The 14,720-nt window shown below is 59.9% G+C and carries 13 protein-coding genes; 2 read left to right on the top strand and 11 right to left on the bottom strand.

The window, feature by feature from the left end; translation table 11 throughout:
- Positions 1–134 precede the first annotated feature (134 nt).
- Positions 135–2,216 carry a carboxy terminal-processing peptidase gene (locus tag AC1DRN_RS15545; RefSeq protein WP_223462224.1) on the bottom strand — a complete coding sequence of 694 codons (2,082 nt, stop codon included), beginning with the start codon at positions 2,214–2,216 and terminating at the stop codon, positions 135–137.
- A 138-nt stretch (positions 2,217–2,354) separates the two neighbouring features.
- Here AC1DRN_RS15545 and AC1DRN_RS15540 point away from each other — a divergent pair, with 138 nt between their 5' ends.
- Positions 2,355–3,317: a zinc-binding dehydrogenase gene (locus tag AC1DRN_RS15540; protein ID WP_223462164.1), complete on the top strand. Its 963-nt coding sequence runs from the start codon at positions 2,355–2,357 to the stop codon at positions 3,315–3,317.
- A gap of 113 nt (positions 3,318–3,430) precedes the next feature.
- Here AC1DRN_RS15540 and AC1DRN_RS15535 read toward each other — a convergent pair whose 3' ends face one another.
- From AC1DRN_RS15535 to AC1DRN_RS15510, 6 genes are all read right to left on the bottom strand, one after another.
- On the bottom strand, positions 3,431–4,084 hold the full coding sequence (locus AC1DRN_RS15535; protein ID WP_223462165.1) for an HAD family hydrolase: 654 nt from the start codon (positions 4,082–4,084) through the stop codon (positions 3,431–3,433).
- Positions 4,085–4,118: 34 nt separating this feature from the next.
- On the bottom strand, positions 4,119–5,123 hold the full coding sequence (locus tag AC1DRN_RS15530; protein WP_223462166.1) for an ABC transporter ATP-binding protein: 1,005 nt from the start codon (positions 5,121–5,123) through the stop codon (positions 4,119–4,121).
- Positions 5,120–5,920 carry an ABC transporter permease gene (locus AC1DRN_RS15525; RefSeq protein WP_223462167.1) on the bottom strand — a complete coding sequence of 267 codons (801 nt, stop codon included), beginning with the start codon at positions 5,918–5,920 and terminating at the stop codon, positions 5,120–5,122. Before AC1DRN_RS15525 ends, AC1DRN_RS15530 begins: the two co-directional genes overlap by 4 nt.
- Complete coding sequence (locus tag AC1DRN_RS15520; RefSeq protein WP_223462168.1) at positions 5,907–6,743, bottom strand: ABC transporter permease; 837 nt, start codon at positions 6,741–6,743, stop codon at positions 5,907–5,909. Before AC1DRN_RS15520 ends, AC1DRN_RS15525 begins: the two co-directional genes overlap by 14 nt.
- A gap of 5 nt (positions 6,744–6,748) precedes the next feature.
- Positions 6,749–7,555, bottom strand: a complete 807-nt coding sequence (locus AC1DRN_RS15515; RefSeq protein WP_477786745.1) for an alkaline phosphatase family protein — start codon at positions 7,553–7,555, stop codon at positions 6,749–6,751.
- A 175-nt stretch (positions 7,556–7,730) separates the two neighbouring features.
- Positions 7,731–8,798 (bottom strand): ABC transporter substrate-binding protein, encoded by a 1,068-nt coding sequence (locus AC1DRN_RS15510; protein ID WP_223462170.1) that lies wholly within the window; start codon positions 8,796–8,798, stop codon positions 7,731–7,733.
- Positions 8,799–9,161: 363 nt separating this feature from the next.
- Between AC1DRN_RS15510 and AC1DRN_RS15505 the strand changes: the two genes are divergently transcribed.
- Positions 9,162–9,875 (top strand): UTRA domain-containing protein, encoded by a 714-nt coding sequence (locus AC1DRN_RS15505; protein ID WP_108218996.1) that lies wholly within the window; start codon positions 9,162–9,164, stop codon positions 9,873–9,875.
- A gap of 21 nt (positions 9,876–9,896) precedes the next feature.
- On the opposite strand, the gene AC1DRN_RS15500 is transcribed toward AC1DRN_RS15505, so the two are convergent.
- The 4 genes from AC1DRN_RS15500 to AC1DRN_RS15485 form a co-directional block, all read right to left on the bottom strand.
- On the bottom strand, positions 9,897–12,005 hold the full coding sequence (locus AC1DRN_RS15500; protein ID WP_223462171.1) for a mechanosensitive ion channel family protein: 2,109 nt from the start codon (positions 12,003–12,005) through the stop codon (positions 9,897–9,899).
- Positions 12,006–12,131: 126 nt separating this feature from the next.
- Positions 12,132–12,308: a hypothetical protein gene (locus AC1DRN_RS15495; RefSeq protein WP_223462172.1), complete on the bottom strand. Its 177-nt coding sequence runs from the start codon at positions 12,306–12,308 to the stop codon at positions 12,132–12,134.
- 210 nt (positions 12,309–12,518) lie between these two features.
- Positions 12,519–13,808, bottom strand: coding sequence for a M18 family aminopeptidase (locus AC1DRN_RS15490; RefSeq protein WP_223462173.1), 1,290 nt, complete (start codon positions 13,806–13,808; stop codon positions 12,519–12,521).
- Between the two features lie 212 nt (positions 13,809–14,020).
- On the bottom strand, positions 14,021–14,656 hold the full coding sequence (locus tag AC1DRN_RS15485; protein ID WP_223462174.1) for an RluA family pseudouridine synthase: 636 nt from the start codon (positions 14,654–14,656) through the stop codon (positions 14,021–14,023).
- Between the last annotated feature and the right edge of the window lie 64 nt (positions 14,657–14,720).

Genomic DNA, 14,720 nt, shown 5'->3' with positions numbered 1-14,720 from the left:
TGGCGATAAAAAAAGGACCGGGCGTGCCCTTGGTAAAGAGCACGCCCGGTCCTCCATTTCACGACAGAACGATGACTGTTTGATGACGCTCCGGGGGCGTCAGCATTAAATTGCCATCAGCTGTTTGTAAAAACTCAGTGCTTGGCCACTGCCGTGTTGAGTTTCAGGTAGTCCAGCAGAATCCGCCCGGTTTCGCTCAGGTAGGCGTCGTCTTCCGGTTTGGTTTTGTCATCTTCGGCCGCAATGACGTCCTCGTCTTCTTTCTTCAGCTCTTTGAGTGGTTCTTCGCCCTTGGCCTTGCGACGGATGTTTTCCATGGCCAGCTGTTTGGCTTCAATGTCGGCATGTTGGGCACGACGCTCGGCTTCATTGAGGCTGACGGTTTTTTCCAACATCAGTTTCTGCGCCAGGGCCAGCTTGTCCCGGATGAACACGAACTCTGCATCCTTGGCCGTCCGCACGTCATGCTCGGACTTGAGCTGCGAAATGTACGGTTTGAACGGATCCAGCGCAGGCTTGATGGCGGCCTTGATGGTGTCCCATGGCATGGCTTCCGGCAGGGCGCTTTCACCGATTTCCTTGGTGTCGATGATCGACGGGTAATCGATGTCCGGCAAGACGCCCTGATGCTGGGTGCTCTGCCCGGAAACCCGGTAGAACTTGGCCAGGGTCAGTTTCAGTTCGCCATGGTTGAGCGGCTGAATGGTCTGCACGGTGCCTTTGCCGAAGGTCTGGCCGCCGATGATCAGTGCGCGGTGGTAGTCCTGCATGGCGCCGGCAAAAATCTCCGATGCCGAGGCGGACAGGCGGTTGACCAGCAACGCCATCGGGCCTTTGTAGAATGCGCCCGGGTTTTCATCTTCCAGGACATCGACGCGGCCATCGGCGTTACGCACGAGCACGGTCGGGCCTTTGTCGATGAACAGGCTGGTCAGCTCGGTGGCCTCTTGCAAGGAACCGCCGCCGTTGTTACGCAGGTCGATGACCACGCCGTCGACTTTCTCTTTCTGCAACTCGGTCAGCAGTTTCTTGACGTCGCGGGTGGTGCTCTTGTAATCCGGGTCGCCGGCACGGAAGGCCTTGAAGTCCAGATAGAACGCCGGGATTTCGATAATGCCGAGCTTGTAGTCCTTGCCGTCCTGCTTCAGGTTCAGTACCGATTTCTTCACGGCCTGGTCTTCGAGCTTCACCGCTTCACGGGTGATCGGCACGATCTTGGTGGTCTGGTCGTTCGGCGCATTGCTGGCCGGGATGACTTCCAGGCGCACAATGGTGCCCTTCGGACCACGAATCAGCTTGACCACTTCGTCCAGGCGCCAGCCCACCACGTCGACCATTTCCTTGTTGCCCTGGGCAACGCCGATGATCTTGTCGGCCGGTGCAACCTGCTTGGTCTTGTCCGCCGGACCTGCCGGCACCAGGCGTACGACTTTCACCTGGTCGTTATCGCTCTGCAACACGGCACCGATGCCCTCGAGGGACAGGCTCATGTTGATGTCGAAGTTCTCCGCATTATCCGGCGACAGATAGTTGGTGTGCGGGTCGTAGGACATGGCGAAGGTATTGATGTACGCCTGGAAGATGTCTTCCGCGCGGGTCTGGTCCAGGCGTGCCAACTGGTTCTTGTAGCGCTTGGTCAGGGTTTCCTGGATCTGCTTGGGCTCTTTGCCGGCGATCTTCATCCGCAGCACTTCATCCTTGACGCGTTTGCGCCACAGGTCATCGAGTTCTGCGGTGGATTTGAGCCAAGGAGCGTCCTTGCGGTCGATCAGCAAGGTTTCCTTGGTGGTGAAGTCGATCTTGTCGACGCCTTTGCCCAGCTCGGCAAGGGCGAAGTCCAGACGCGCCTTCACGCGGTCCAGGTAGCGCTTGTAGATGGTGAACCCGGCGTTCAGGTCGCCACTCTTGAGGAAGTCGTCGAACTGCGTCTTCCACTTGTCGAATTCGGCAATGTCGCTGGCCATGAAGTAGCTACGCGACGGATCCAGCAGCTTGAGGTAGCTGTCGTAGATGATCACCGAGCGCGCGTCATCGAGTGGCGGCTTGCTGTAGTGGTGGCGTTTGAGTAACTCCACGACGTTCAGACTGGCGATCACTTCGTCACGATCGGGTTGAAGATTGTCCCAGCTATTGGCTGCGAATGTATTGCCCGACATCGGCAGCAAGCCGATACCGATGAATAAGGCGAGGGCAGTGCTGGGGAACAGATGCTTCATGCTGATTCGACGCGGGGACAATTGATAACGCATATTAGGCCGTCTTTGAAGTCGCCGGATCTTTGGGAACCGGTCGCATAATGCAAAAAGCCCGACGCTATAGCTTCGGGCTCAGTCCAGACTCACTATGGAGGCACTGTGAAAGCATTGCAAGGCGTTGACGGTCGAGTGGTGTGGGTTGAAGAGCCGAGTCCTACGTGCGATGTAGGACAAGTTCGTATTCGAGTGGCGGCAGCAGGTCTCAATCGCGCCGATTTATTACAGAAAGCCGGCCTTTATCCGCCGCCGCCAGGGGCCAGCCAAGTGCTTGGTCTAGAGTGCTCGGGCGTGATCAGCGAGGTGGGCGCCGGTTCCTCCTGGCAGATTGGCGATCGGGTTTGCGCCTTGCTGGCCGGGGGCGGCATGGCCGAAGAGGTGGTTGTCGACGGACGGCACGTGCTGCCGGTTCCCGACGAAATGTCTCTGGCGGAAGCGGCAGCGCTGCCGGAAGTCTATGCAACGGTCTGGCTGAATTTGTTTCAACTTGCTGCTCTCAAGCCGGGTCAGAAAGTTCTGCTGCACGCCGGAGCAAGTGGAATTGGTTCAGCGGCTATTCAGCTGTGCAAGGCCTTCGGTAACCCGTGCTGGGTCAGCGTCGGCTCCGCCGAGCGACTGGCGTACTGCGAAGCGCTGGGCGCCCAGGGCGGCGTGGTGCGCAATGGCGATCTGGAGAGCCTGCGGGATCTGGGGCCGTTCGACGTGATTCTCGACCCGGTGGGCGGCAATTACGCGGACTTGAACCTCAAGCTGCTCGCGCAGGATGGCCGTTGGGTGTTGATCGGTCTGATGGGCGGGCGCGAGGCCAAGCTGGATCTGGCCCAGGTGCTGGCCAAGCGTGTGCAGTTGCTGGGCTCGACCCTGCGCAGCCGTGATGAGCAGTTCAAGGCTGATCTGTTCAGCGATCTACGCCTGCATGTGTGGCCGTTGTTTGCCGAGGGGCGCTTGAGCCCGCAATTGGCCAAAGCTTTTCCGATCAAGGATGCCGAGGCGGCGTTCGCCGAGCTGGCGAGCAATACCGTGGCGGGGAAGGTGGTGTTGGTGATTGACGAGCGCTTGACCTGACCACCCTGAATCTGTAGGWGCGAGCCTGCTCGCGATGGCGGAAGGTCGGTCAACATTAACGTCGCCTGATCCACCGCTATCGCGAGCAGGCTCGCTCCTACAAGGGATCCGGGTTACTTCCAGAGATGAATCGGCCACCCGGCTTTTTCAGCCTGCTCGCGCAACACCGGATCCGGGTTGACCACGTGGGGGTAATCCACTTTCAGCAACAACGGCAGATCGTTGCGTGAGTCGGAATAGAAGCTCGCGCCTTCGAGGTTTTCCTCCTCTGCATCCAGCCACTCCAGCAAGCGGGTGATCTTGCCTTCGCGGTAGGTCAGGGTGCCGACGGTATGGCCGCTGTAAACGCCGTGGGTGACTTCCAGTTCGATGCCCAGAATCTCGTCGATGCCCAGGCGTTCGGCGATGGGGCCGACCAGATGGGTGCCCGAGGCCGAAATCACCAGAATCCGGTCACCGGCCTTGCGATGCGCCGCGATGGTTTTGGTGGCGTCGCTGAAGATGATCGGTTCGATGAAGTCTTCCACCCATGGGCCAACCAGATGCTCGACCTCTGCGGGCGTGCGACCGATCAACGGTTCCAGGCTGAAGGCCATGTAGTCCTCCATCGCCAGGTGGCCGCGGCCGTAGGCATCCATCAGTTCCTTGTCGCGACGCAGGAACGATTCGCCATCGACCCAACCGAGGCGGACCATTTGCTCGCTCCACAGTGAGGCGCAGTCGCCGTGGATCAGGGTTTCGTCCAGATCAAAAATTGCCAGGGCCATCAGTGCAGTTCTCTCTTCAGCGTCAGCAAAGTCATCAGGCTACCTCACACAGGGCCGTCGGATCGATGGAAAGCGCCAGACGTTGGCCGTCGGGATGCAGGTCGGCCGCCGAGCGGTTCAGAACGTCCACCACCAATTCTACGCCCCGGGCTTCGATCCGGTAGCGAATCACGTTGCCCAGCAGGCTGTGGCTACGCACCTGTGCGTCCAGTTCGCCATTGAGGCTCAGTTCGATGGCTTCCGGGCGGATGGCGATGCGCTTGCTGATCGGTCGCTGCAACAGCTTCGAAGCGCTGTCGGCATCCAGCAGGTTGTAGTTGCCGATAAACCCGGCGGCGAACACATCCACCGGGGCGGTGTAGAGGGTTTCGGCGTCGCCGCTTTGTACGATTTTTCCCTGATTCATGAGGAAAATCCGGTCAGACATGGTCAGGGCTTCTTCCTGATCGTGTGTGACGAAAATCGTGGTCAAGCCCAGCTCGCGCTGGATCTGACGGATCTGTTCGCGCAGGAGCTTGCGAATCCGCGCGTCCAGGGCCGACAACGGTTCGTCGAGCAGCAACAGGCGCGGGCGGGTCACCAACGAGCGGGCGAGGGCCACGCGCTGGCATTGGCCGCCGGACAATTGATGCGGATAACGCGAGGCGAAGTCGTTCAGTTCCACCAGTTTCAACACTTCGGCGACGCGCTTCTGACTGTCGTCGGCGTTGACCTTCTGCATGCGCAGGCCGAAGGCGACGTTTTGCTCCACGCTCATGTTGGGGAACAGGGCATAGCTCTGGAACACCATGCCGATCCCGCGTTTTTGCGGGCTCAGGGGCACGATGTCCTGATTGTCCAGGAGGATCTTGCCGCCATCCACCGAGGTCAGGCCGGCGATGCAGCGCAGCAGGGTGGATTTGCCGCAACCGGACGGGCCGAGCAGGGTGACGAATTCACCTTTCCGGATTTCGCAATTGATGTCGCTGAACACCGTAGTGCCCGCCTGCCCTACTTGAGAGTAGCTTTTCTGAAGATGTTGGACGCTGACGTAGCTCATTCGCTTTTGTCCTTGTTCAAGATATTGGCGATCCAAGTCAGAACCAGCACAAAGAAGAAGTAGGAAATCACCAGCGCACTGGTGAAATGACCGCTGCTGTTGCGCATGTTGTTGAGGTAGACCTGCAGGGTTTCGTAGCGGGTGCCCACGAGGATGTTGGCGAACACGAATTCACCGAACAGAAACGAGAACGACAGCAGCAGTGCCACCATCAGGCCCTTGCGCAGGTTCGGTAGCACCACCAGGAATGCGGCTTGAAAGGTGCTGGCGCCGAGCAACTGGGCGGCATCCATCAGGTCGCGCAGGTTGATCGCTTGCAGGTTGTTGGTGATCGCCCGGTACATGAACGGCAGCGCCACGGTGAAGTAGCAACCGATCAGGATCCACGGCGTGCCGACCATGGCGAAGGGGCCGGAGCCATAGAGCTGCAACAGTCCCACCGACGACACCACCGGTGGCACAGCGAAGGGCAGCAGGATCAGGATGTTCATCAGCGCGTCGAGTTTCGGGAAGTGGTAATGCACCACGAACAACAGCGGCAGAATCAGCACCACGGAAAGGATCAACGAACCGACGCAGACCAGCAACGATTGCCCGAACGCATCCAGGAAGCGCGGATCGCTCCATAGCTGGATGTACCATTTGAGGGTGAAGCCACTGGGCAGAATGGTCGCCGACCAACTGCTGGCGATCGAGTAGATCAGCGTGCCGGCCAGCGGCAACAGCAGGATGGCAAACAGCAAGTACACCACGACGCGGTGGTAGACACCGGCGGACCCCAGTTCAGCGCGAGACATGGTAGCTCCTCTTCAACAGCAACTGATGCACGATGGTCACCAGGGTCATCAAGGCCACCAGCACCACGGCCAGGGCGCTGGCCAGGTTCGGGTCCAGGGAAATGTCACCGGACACCATTGCCGCGATGCGGATCGGCAGCACGTTGAAGTTGCCGGTGGTCAGTGCGTACACCGTGGCGTAGGCGCCGAGGGCGTTGGCCAGCAGGATCACGAAGGTGCCGAGCAACGCAGGTGTCAACACCGGCAATCCGATGTGTCGCCAGAATTGCCAGCCGCTCGCACCGAGCAGTGAGGCGGACTCGCGCCAGTCTTCGCGCAAGGCATCGAAGGCCGGGTACAGCAACAGTACGCCGAGGGGAATCTGGAAGTAGGTGTAGAGAATGATCAGCCCGGTTTTCGAGTACAGGTTGAAATCCTGAATGATGCCGGCCTGCTTGAGCATGATGGTGAAGCTGCCGTTGAAGCCGAGCAAAATGATGAACGCGAACGCCAGCGGCACACCGGCGAAGTTGCTGGTCATGTTGGCGAAGGCGTTGACGAAGTTGCGCAGTTTCGAATCGACCCGGCGCAGGGAGTAGGCGCCCAGTATCGCGATGATGATCCCGAACACGCTGGACCAGAAGCTGATCTCAAGACTGTACTGGATGGCCTGCAGGTAAAACTTCGAGCTGAAGATCTTGCTGAAGTTGGCCAGGCCCCAGCCGAATTCTTCAGATTGCAGGCTGTTGATCATCACCCAGGTCAGCGGTGCGATCTCGAACACGATGAAGAACAACGCAAACGGGACCAGGCACAGGGCAGCGAGCCATTTACTGCGGGTCATGGAATTCACTTCAACAGCTCCCGGCAGACCGGTTTGTCGTGGGGCACGCCCAGCAATTGGCAGACGGTGCCGCAGATCTCTGTCTGTTTCGGCGCGGCGTCGGCGTCGAAGCTGAACGCATCACCGAGAACGAACAGTGGCACTTCACGTTCTTCCGGCAGCAGGCCGTTGTGGGAGCGGTCGTTGTTCATGCCATGGTCGGCGGTGACCAGCACCTGATAACCGGCATCGAGCCAGCCTTGCAGGTAGTCGGCCAGGATGATGTCGGCCGAGCGGGCGCTGTTGCGGTACTGCGGGGTGTCGAGGCCGTGCTTGTGCCCGGCGTCGTCGATATTCATCGGGTGGATCAGCAAAAAGTTCGGCGCATGGCGCAGGCGCAGGTTTTCGGCGTCGGCGAACAGGTGCGAATCCGGGTAGTGATCGTTCCAGTAGAAATGCCCGTGCTGGATCGGCAGTTGCGGATCATCGGTGTGGCGATCCCGGGCCGCCACGAAGGGCGAACGGTTGTACAGCTCGCTGACCCAGTGATAAGCCGCAGCGGCAGTCACAAGACCTGCGTCGGTAGCGTAGTGATAGATGCTGCGCTGGTTGGACAGGCGCGAGACATTGTTGTGGACGATGCCGCTGTCGATGGGCGCAACGCCGGTCAGGATGCATTCGTACAGCGGGCGGGACAGGGCCGGCAACTCGCACTCCAGTTTGTAGAGTGCGGCACGTCCGGCGCCGACGTAAGCCTGCAGGTGCCCCATGGCGTGGCGGGCGACCTCATGGTTGAGGYCGTCGAGCACGACAAGGATGACGTTGTGCTTCATAGGGGCGATGACTCCGTGAAACAGATATTCGGAACTCACTCGATCCACTGTGGGAGCTCGCTCGCGATGAGGGACTGCCAGTCAACATCTATGTTGAATGTCTAATCGCTATCGCGAGCAAGCTCGCTCCCACAGGGATTCTCATTGGTCCATCAAAAAATGGTGGGCCACAGGGTTACTGCATATTGACGATGACTTCTTCATTCCACTTCTGCGGAAGGGCCTTGGAAGTCTTCTCCCATGCATCGGCGTCCTTGATCGGCGTGACCTTTTTGTACTGCTCGTTTGGCAGCAGCTTGGCTTTCACTTCTTCTGGCAGCGTGATGTGCTCGGCACGGATCGGTCGGGCGTTGCCTTTTGCCAGGTTGATCTGGCCGGCGTCGCTGAAGATGTATTCGCGGGTCAGCTTGGCGGCATTGGGGTTCTTGGCATATTTGTTGATGATGGTGGTGTAACCGGAAATCACCGAACCGTCGGACGGGATCAGCACCACGTAATCATCCGGATTGGCCATCTTGGCCTTGTAGCTCAGGCCGTTGAAGTCCCAGACCACGCCGACTTCGATTTCGCCTTTTTCCATGGCACCAATGACCGGGTTGGACATCGAAAGGCGACCCTGCTTGGCGATGTCGGCGAACAGCAACAGCGCAGGTTGCAGGTTCTTCTCGTCGCCACCATTGGCCAGTGCCGCGGCCAGAACGCCGTTCGCAGCCTGGGCAGCAGTGCTTACGTCACCAATGGAAACCTTGTACTTGCCGGTCTTGAGGTCAGCCCACTTGGTCGGCACTTCGGAACCGTGCAGCAGCTTTTTGTTGACGATGAAGGCGATGGTGCCGGTGTAGGCCAGCGCCCAGTTGCCGTCCTTGTCCTTGGCCCAGGCTGGAATCTGATCCCAGGTCGAAGGCTTGTACGGTTGCACCACGCCTTGCTTGACCGCGATCGGGCCGAACGCTGCACCGACGTCGCCGATGTCGGCGCTGGCGTTGTCTTTTTCCGCGGCGAACTTGGCGATCTCCTGGGCCGAACTCATGTCGGTGTCGATGTGCTTGAGGCCGTATTTGTCGCTCAGGTCTTTCCAGGTGCCGGCCCAGTTGGCCCAGTCATTGGGCATGCCGACGCTGTTGACGGCGCCTTCCGCTTTCGCAGCGGCTTCCAGGGTTTTCAGATCGGTGTCGGCCGCCATGGCGGCGGTGCACATTGCAATGGTCGAGCCTAACAGTGATGCCAGGAAAAACTGTTTCATTCCGAAGCTCCTTGGGTCGTGTTCAACGCTGCGATTGCGGTGTGTGTTGGTCTAGGTCAGCAATACCTGAGCCAATTTAAGGGGGCTGGATGACACTTTGATGTCGTTCGTCGCCCGGGATGACTTTTTGTTCGGCGGTGTCGCGGGTGGCCTGCTAAGCGTAGACCATGGTCAAAGCCCAGGCTGGCAAGGGACTTGGCCGATGAATTGCAGGTTCTTGAAAGCCGGGAGTGGCGACCGTTGGGCGCCTTTGTCACACCTCGGTCATCTGCACTGCCTACGCTTGCAGACTATTGAATGAGCCGGTTTGCGCTGCTGTTCTGCCCTGAATTGGTGCTGGTCTAGTCCAGAAAGGAAACGTTGATGCGTGAAGAGGCAACAAAAGCGGTAACAGCCATTGGCCAGGTACTCCAGGAACAGATCGACCACGGTCTGTTGGCTCCTGGCAGCAAATTGCCGGCCGAACGCAAGCTCAGTGAACTGTTCGGCACCACGCGGATCACTTTGCGTGAGGCGTTGTTGCAGCTGGAGTCACAAGGGCAGATCTACCGCGAGGAGCGGCGCGGCTGGTTCGTCTCGCCGCCGCGCCTGGCGTACAACCTCATGCAGCGCAGCCACTTTCACGCGATGGTCAGCGCCCAGGGGCGGATTCCGTCCACCGAGGTGATTTCAGCGCGATTGCAACCGGCATCGGCGGCGGTCTGTGCCTGGCTGCAATTGCCGGCGCTGTCGAGCGTGATCCAGATCTGCCGCTCGCGACGGATCGACGGGCGACTGGTGCTGTATGTGGAGCACTATCTGAACCCGCAGTACTTTCCCGGGATCCTCGATTTCGATTTGAATCAGTCGATCACCGAGTTGTATGCGCGGCATTACGATTTGCACTACGGGCGGGTGCGCTTCGAGATTGTGCCCACGGCGTTGTCGGTGGATGCGGCGGCGGCATTGAAGGTGTCAGTGGGCAGCCCGGGCCTGCGGATTGCCCGGGTCAACTATGACCAGCATGAACGGTTGATCGACTGCGACCTGGAGTTCTGGCGGCATGATGCGATTCATGTCGGGGTGGATGTTGTCTGACGCTGCTATTGCAGGCGCTGGCTATTCGCCCTGCGGGTCACCACCGGCGGTCATCACCTGAATACTCATCCGCGGTGTCGCCAGATCCAGTCCGGCTTCATCCATGTGCCGCTTGAGTGACAGATTGAACGCTCGCGACACTTCCCACTGCTTGATTGGCGCGGTCTTGAAGCGGGCGCGAAGGATCGCATTGCCCGACTCGAAACTTTCCACCCCCTGAAACTCCAGTGGCGACCAGATATTGCGCCGCTGCAACGGATCGGTGCGCATTTTCTGACCAACTTCGCGCATCAGTTTGATTGCGTTGTCGATGTCCATGCTGGCCGGCACCGCGACCCGGAAGATCGCGTAGCCGAATTCCCGGGAGTAGTTCTTGATGCTTTTGATTTCGCTGAATGGAATGGTGTGGACGATGCCGTCGATGTCCCGCAGGCGCACGGTGCGGATGGTCAGGCCTTCGACCGTGCCGAGGTGGCCGCCGACATCCACGTAGTCGTCGATAGCCAGGGAGTCTTCGATGATGATGAACAACCCGGTAATCAGGTCGGCTACCAGCGACTGTGCGCCAAAACCGATGGCCAGACCGATCACACCGGCACCGGCCAGCAGTGGCGTGACGTTCATGCCCATGTTCGCCAGGGCAACGATCAGCGCGATGATGAAAATCGCCACGAACAACACGTTGCGGATCAGCGGCATCATCGTCTGTGCGCGGGCATTGGCCAGGCCTTTGCGCGAGCGGGTCAGCGCGTGATGCACGGCGGTGTCGCTGAGAATCCAGATCAGCCAGGCGAACAGCAGCGTACCGGCGAGGCTGAACAGTTTGACGCTGACTTCGTGGCCGTCGCCTTCGGTGAAGCGGATCAACGAAATGCCCCAGACCCGCAGGCCAAGCTCGATGAAGGCCAGCCACACCAGCAGATGAACGATGGTGTAGAAAAAGTTTTTCAGCCGTTCCGAATACACGGCGTAACGCCGGATGCCATGCTTGGGTTTGAGGGCGTGGCGGCGTACCAGGCCGTTGATGACCATGCACAACACCAGCAAAACGGTGCAGATCAGCGACTGGCGCAGTGCGGTGCTGGTGTCGCCAGCGGAAATAAAGGTGGCGAACAGGGAGATGGCCACCAGCACCAACGCCGGCACGTACCAGAAGGTGCCGAGGATCGACAGGGTGTCGTTGAGGGCACGGCGGGTCAGGCGCCGGGACAGTGGCTGGTTGCGGATCAAGTGAGCGATCGGTCGGCGGAAGCGCAGGATGAACCGTCCTGTGGACAGCGCTGCCAGGACATTGGCGACAGTCGCAGCGGTATGGGCCAGATGGCTGCCGAGGCTGTCGACCAGTTGCGGGTCGCTCAGCGCTTCGCCAAACGCGGCGAAGCTGCCGATCAGCCACAGCGGCCGAAACGCCTGGTGCCGCAGGATGTACAGGGCACGGTGGCGGTGCGGGCCGTCGAGCAGGGAAAAGGCAATCACGCAGATGGCCGAGAAGCAGGTGCCGACCACCAGTGCATAGGCCAGTACCATGGCCAGGCTTTTGCCCAGGGACGAGGGCAGGGCGTAGCTCATGTAGACCGTGATCACCAGGGCGATCAGCCATGGCCCGAGCTTGCGCAAGGCGAAGCGCAACATGTCGAGGGCCCGGGGGTGCTGCGGCAGTTCTTCGGTCAGGCCGAAACGCATTCGCACGCGGTGGCTGATCCAGATCAGGGCGGCGGCCAGCAGGCTCCAGACCATCAGGATCATGGCGAAGGCGAACAGCATGGGCAGCCATTCATTGGCCGGCAGCGCCAGCGCCATCAGTTCTTCCCTGGCCTGATCGAATTCACTGGACCAGCGCGTGAGCGGACTGTCGTCGCCGGAAAATTTCTTCTCGATATTGGTCAGGGTTCCGCCAATCAGGCCCAGCACGCCTTCCTCGGTCGTTGGTTGAGCCATTTTGGTGGTGTCACGGAGCCTTTTGAGATCGGCCAGCAGCTTGGTGCGTTGCTGGTCGTTCTCCAGTGACTTGATCACTTCGTCCAGGGATTGCCCCAGCGGTTCCCGGGCTTCGGGCTGGGTCTTGGCCTGGCTGCCGAGCAGGCCTGGCAGGCCGGCCGCCTGGGCAGGCGCCACTGACAGCAGCGTCATCAGGCAGACAAGGAAAATACACGGCAGGGTAAAAAGACGAGCGAACACTAGGCGGTCAACCTCGCAGGGAGCGGATCGGCCGAGTGTACGAGCCCGTCAAAATCAATGCGAGCCAAGGGCGATGAATTATTCGTTGAGTTTGGCGAGGATCTTGATCACCACGGTTGCGAGGATGCTCAGCATGCCGATCCACATGACAAACACACCGGCATTTTTGTCGCGAAAGTTGAAACCGACGGCCAGCATGATCATCCCGGCAAGGATCGGGACCAGCATGGCGTGGAAGGTAGACATCGAGATCATGGAGACGGCCTTGTCGAAGGGATACTCGAAGTCTAGGCGGTTTTTAAAGTGGCAGGCGTGATGTGTATCAGGAATGAACCAGCGCGATCATGAAATCTGCAGTGTTTGAGCTGCCGTCATCGCGAGCAAGTCGGATCGCCGCACCGTCGCTCCCACATTTGAAATGCAATCCAATGTGGGAGCGAGCTTGCTCGCGATGCTTTTTCAGGTTTACGGCAACTCGCGGCAGGCGTAGAACGCGCTCAGCACCTTGACCAGATGCGCCAGGTCATGGCTGCCGCACAATTCGCGGATCGAGTGCATGGCGAACGTCGGCAGGCCGATGTCCACGGTGCGCACGCCCAGGTGGCTGGCGGTGATCGGGCCGATGGTCGAACCACAGCCCATGTCGCTGCGCACCACGAAACTCTGCACCGGCACTTCTTCAGCCATGCACAGATGACGGAAGAACCCGGCGGTTTCGCTGTTGGTGGCGTAGCGCTGGTTGCTGTTGACCTTGATCACCGGGCCGGCGTTGAGTTTCGGACCGTGGTTGGCGTCGTGCTTGTCGGCGTAGTTCGGATGCACGCCGTGGGCGTTGTCAGCTGAAACCAGCAGGGATTTCTGAATGGTGCGTACCAACTCATCACCTTCAGGCAGCAGGCGACGCAAGGTTTGCTCGAGCATCGGGCCGTCGGCACCGCAGGCCGAGCAGGAACCGACTTCTTCGTGGTCGTTGCAGACCAGCACGCAGGTCTCGTCGGTGTCGGCCGTCAGCAGCGCTTGCAGGCCGGCGTAGCACGACAGCAGGTTGTCCAGGCGCGCGCCGGCGATGAAATCACCGTGCAAACCAATGACCGCCGCGCTTTGGGTGTCGTAGAAACTCAACTCGTAATCGAGCACCACATCAGCGTTCAGGCCGTGTTCGCGGGCGAGTTGATCGGTGAGTACTGCGCGAAAGTCCACGCGCTCGTCACCGGCAAATTGCGCGAGGATCGGCGGCAATTCGGTCTGGGCGTTGATGGCCCAGCCCATGTTGGCTTCACGGTTGAGGTGAATCGCCAGGTTCGGAATGATCGCGACGGGTGCCTTGAAGTCGATCAACTGGCTCTCGACCTTGCCATCACGACGGAAGGTTACGCGGCCCGCCAGTGACAGGTCACGGTCGAACCACGGCGCCAGCAGCGCGCCGCCATACACTTCGACGCCCAATTGCCAGAAGCCCTGGCGTTGCAGTTCCGGTTGCGGCTTGACGCGCAGGCACGGGCTGTCGGTGTGGGCGCCGACCAGGCGAATGCCGCCGTGCAACGGTGAGTGGCGGCCCATTTTGATCGCGACAATCGAAGAGTCGTTGCGGGTGACGTAGTAGCGACCGTTGGCTTCGGTAATCCACGGCTCGCGCTCGTCGAGGCGTTGATAGCCCGCCGCTTCCAGGCGCTGAACAAGGCTGGCGGTGGCATGGAACGGGGTAGGGGAGGCCTTGAGGAAATCGATCAGGCCTTGGTTCAACTCTTCGCGCATAAAGTAGCTCCAGACAGCAGTGGCGCCAGTTTAACGTATTGGCTTGGTAAATGGCGTCGCACTGAATGTTGGGGCTGGTCACCGAAGTAGAATCTGGAGGAGATCCCTGTGGGAGCGAGCTTGCTCGCGATGGCGGAGTGTCAGCCAGCATCAATGTTGGATGTGCCGGCCAGATCGCGAGCAAGCTCGCTCCCACAGGATTGATGTATGTCTTAAAACGGTGCCGGACACTCGAAGCGCAGGCGCTCACCGGTCTGCGGATGGGTGAAGCTGAGCATGCTGGCGTGCAGGCACAGGCGTGGCCAGGCCGCCAAGGCCTGTTCATGGGCATAGAGCCCGTCACCCAGCAACGGATGGCCAATCGAGAGCATGTGCACGCGCAACTGGTGGGAGCGGCCGGTGATCGGTGTCAGCTCAACGCGGCACCAGTCGCCGCAACGCTCGAGCACGCGCCAGAAGGTCAGCGCATGTTTGCCGAATTCGTGATCGACCACATGCCGTGGCTTGGTCGGCGGGTCGTAGCGCAAGGGCAGGTCGATGCTGCCGCTGTCCAGTTCCGGCTGGCCCCAGCACAGGGCGGTGTAGGCCTTTTCGGTTTCCCGGTCGTGAAATTGCCGGGACAGCTCGCGATGGGTATCCGGATCACGGGCCAGCAGGATAATGCCGGAAGTCTCCCAGTCCAGCCGATGGACGATGCGCGCTTCCGGGTAGCCGTTTTCTTGCAGGCGGGTAATCAGGCAGTCCTTGTTGTCGTCGGCCCGGCCAGGGACAGAGAGCAACAGGGTCGGTTTGTTCACCACCAGTACGGCGGTGTCCTGATGGATGATGTGGATGTTGGACAACGGCATTAAAACAGCCTCGTAACAAACGCCAACGGCGGCTCAGGTCCCTTCCGGTTGCAGAAGGGACCTG

The organism is Pseudomonas sp. P5_B3, from assembly GCF_056400405.1.
Note: the sequence above shows the minus strand (reverse complement) of the source record. Positions and strands in the feature narration are given on the sequence as shown.

Coding starts and splice junctions, on each gene's coding strand:
- AC1DRN_RS15545 (WP_223462224.1), bottom strand. CDS start 2,216: ATGAAGCATCTGTTCCCCAGCACTGCCCTCGCCTTATTCATCGGTATC.
- AC1DRN_RS15535 (WP_223462165.1), bottom strand. CDS start 4,084: ATGGCCCTGGCAATTTTTGATCTGGACGAAACCCTGATCCACGGCGAC.
- AC1DRN_RS15530 (WP_223462166.1), bottom strand. CDS start 5,123: ATGAGCTACGTCAGCGTCCAACATCTTCAGAAAAGCTACTCTCAAGTA.
- AC1DRN_RS15525 (WP_223462167.1), bottom strand. CDS start 5,920: ATGTCTCGCGCTGAACTGGGGTCCGCCGGTGTCTACCACCGCGTCGTG.
- AC1DRN_RS15520 (WP_223462168.1), bottom strand. CDS start 6,743: ATGACCCGCAGTAAATGGCTCGCTGCCCTGTGCCTGGTCCCGTTTGCG.
- AC1DRN_RS15510 (WP_223462170.1), bottom strand. CDS start 8,798: ATGAAACAGTTTTTCCTGGCATCACTGTTAGGCTCGACCATTGCAATG.
- AC1DRN_RS15505 (WP_108218996.1), top strand. CDS start 9,162: ATGCGTGAAGAGGCAACAAAAGCGGTAACAGCCATTGGCCAGGTACTC.
- AC1DRN_RS15500 (WP_223462171.1), bottom strand. CDS start 12,005: ATGACGCTGCTGTCAGTGGCGCCTGCCCAGGCGGCCGGCCTGCCAGGC.
- AC1DRN_RS15495 (WP_223462172.1), bottom strand. CDS start 12,308: ATGATCTCGATGTCTACCTTCCACGCCATGCTGGTCCCGATCCTTGCC.
- AC1DRN_RS15490 (WP_223462173.1), bottom strand. CDS start 13,808: ATGCGCGAAGAGTTGAACCAAGGCCTGATCGATTTCCTCAAGGCCTCC.
- AC1DRN_RS15485 (WP_223462174.1), bottom strand. CDS start 14,656: ATGCCGTTGTCCAACATCCACATCATCCATCAGGACACCGCCGTACTG.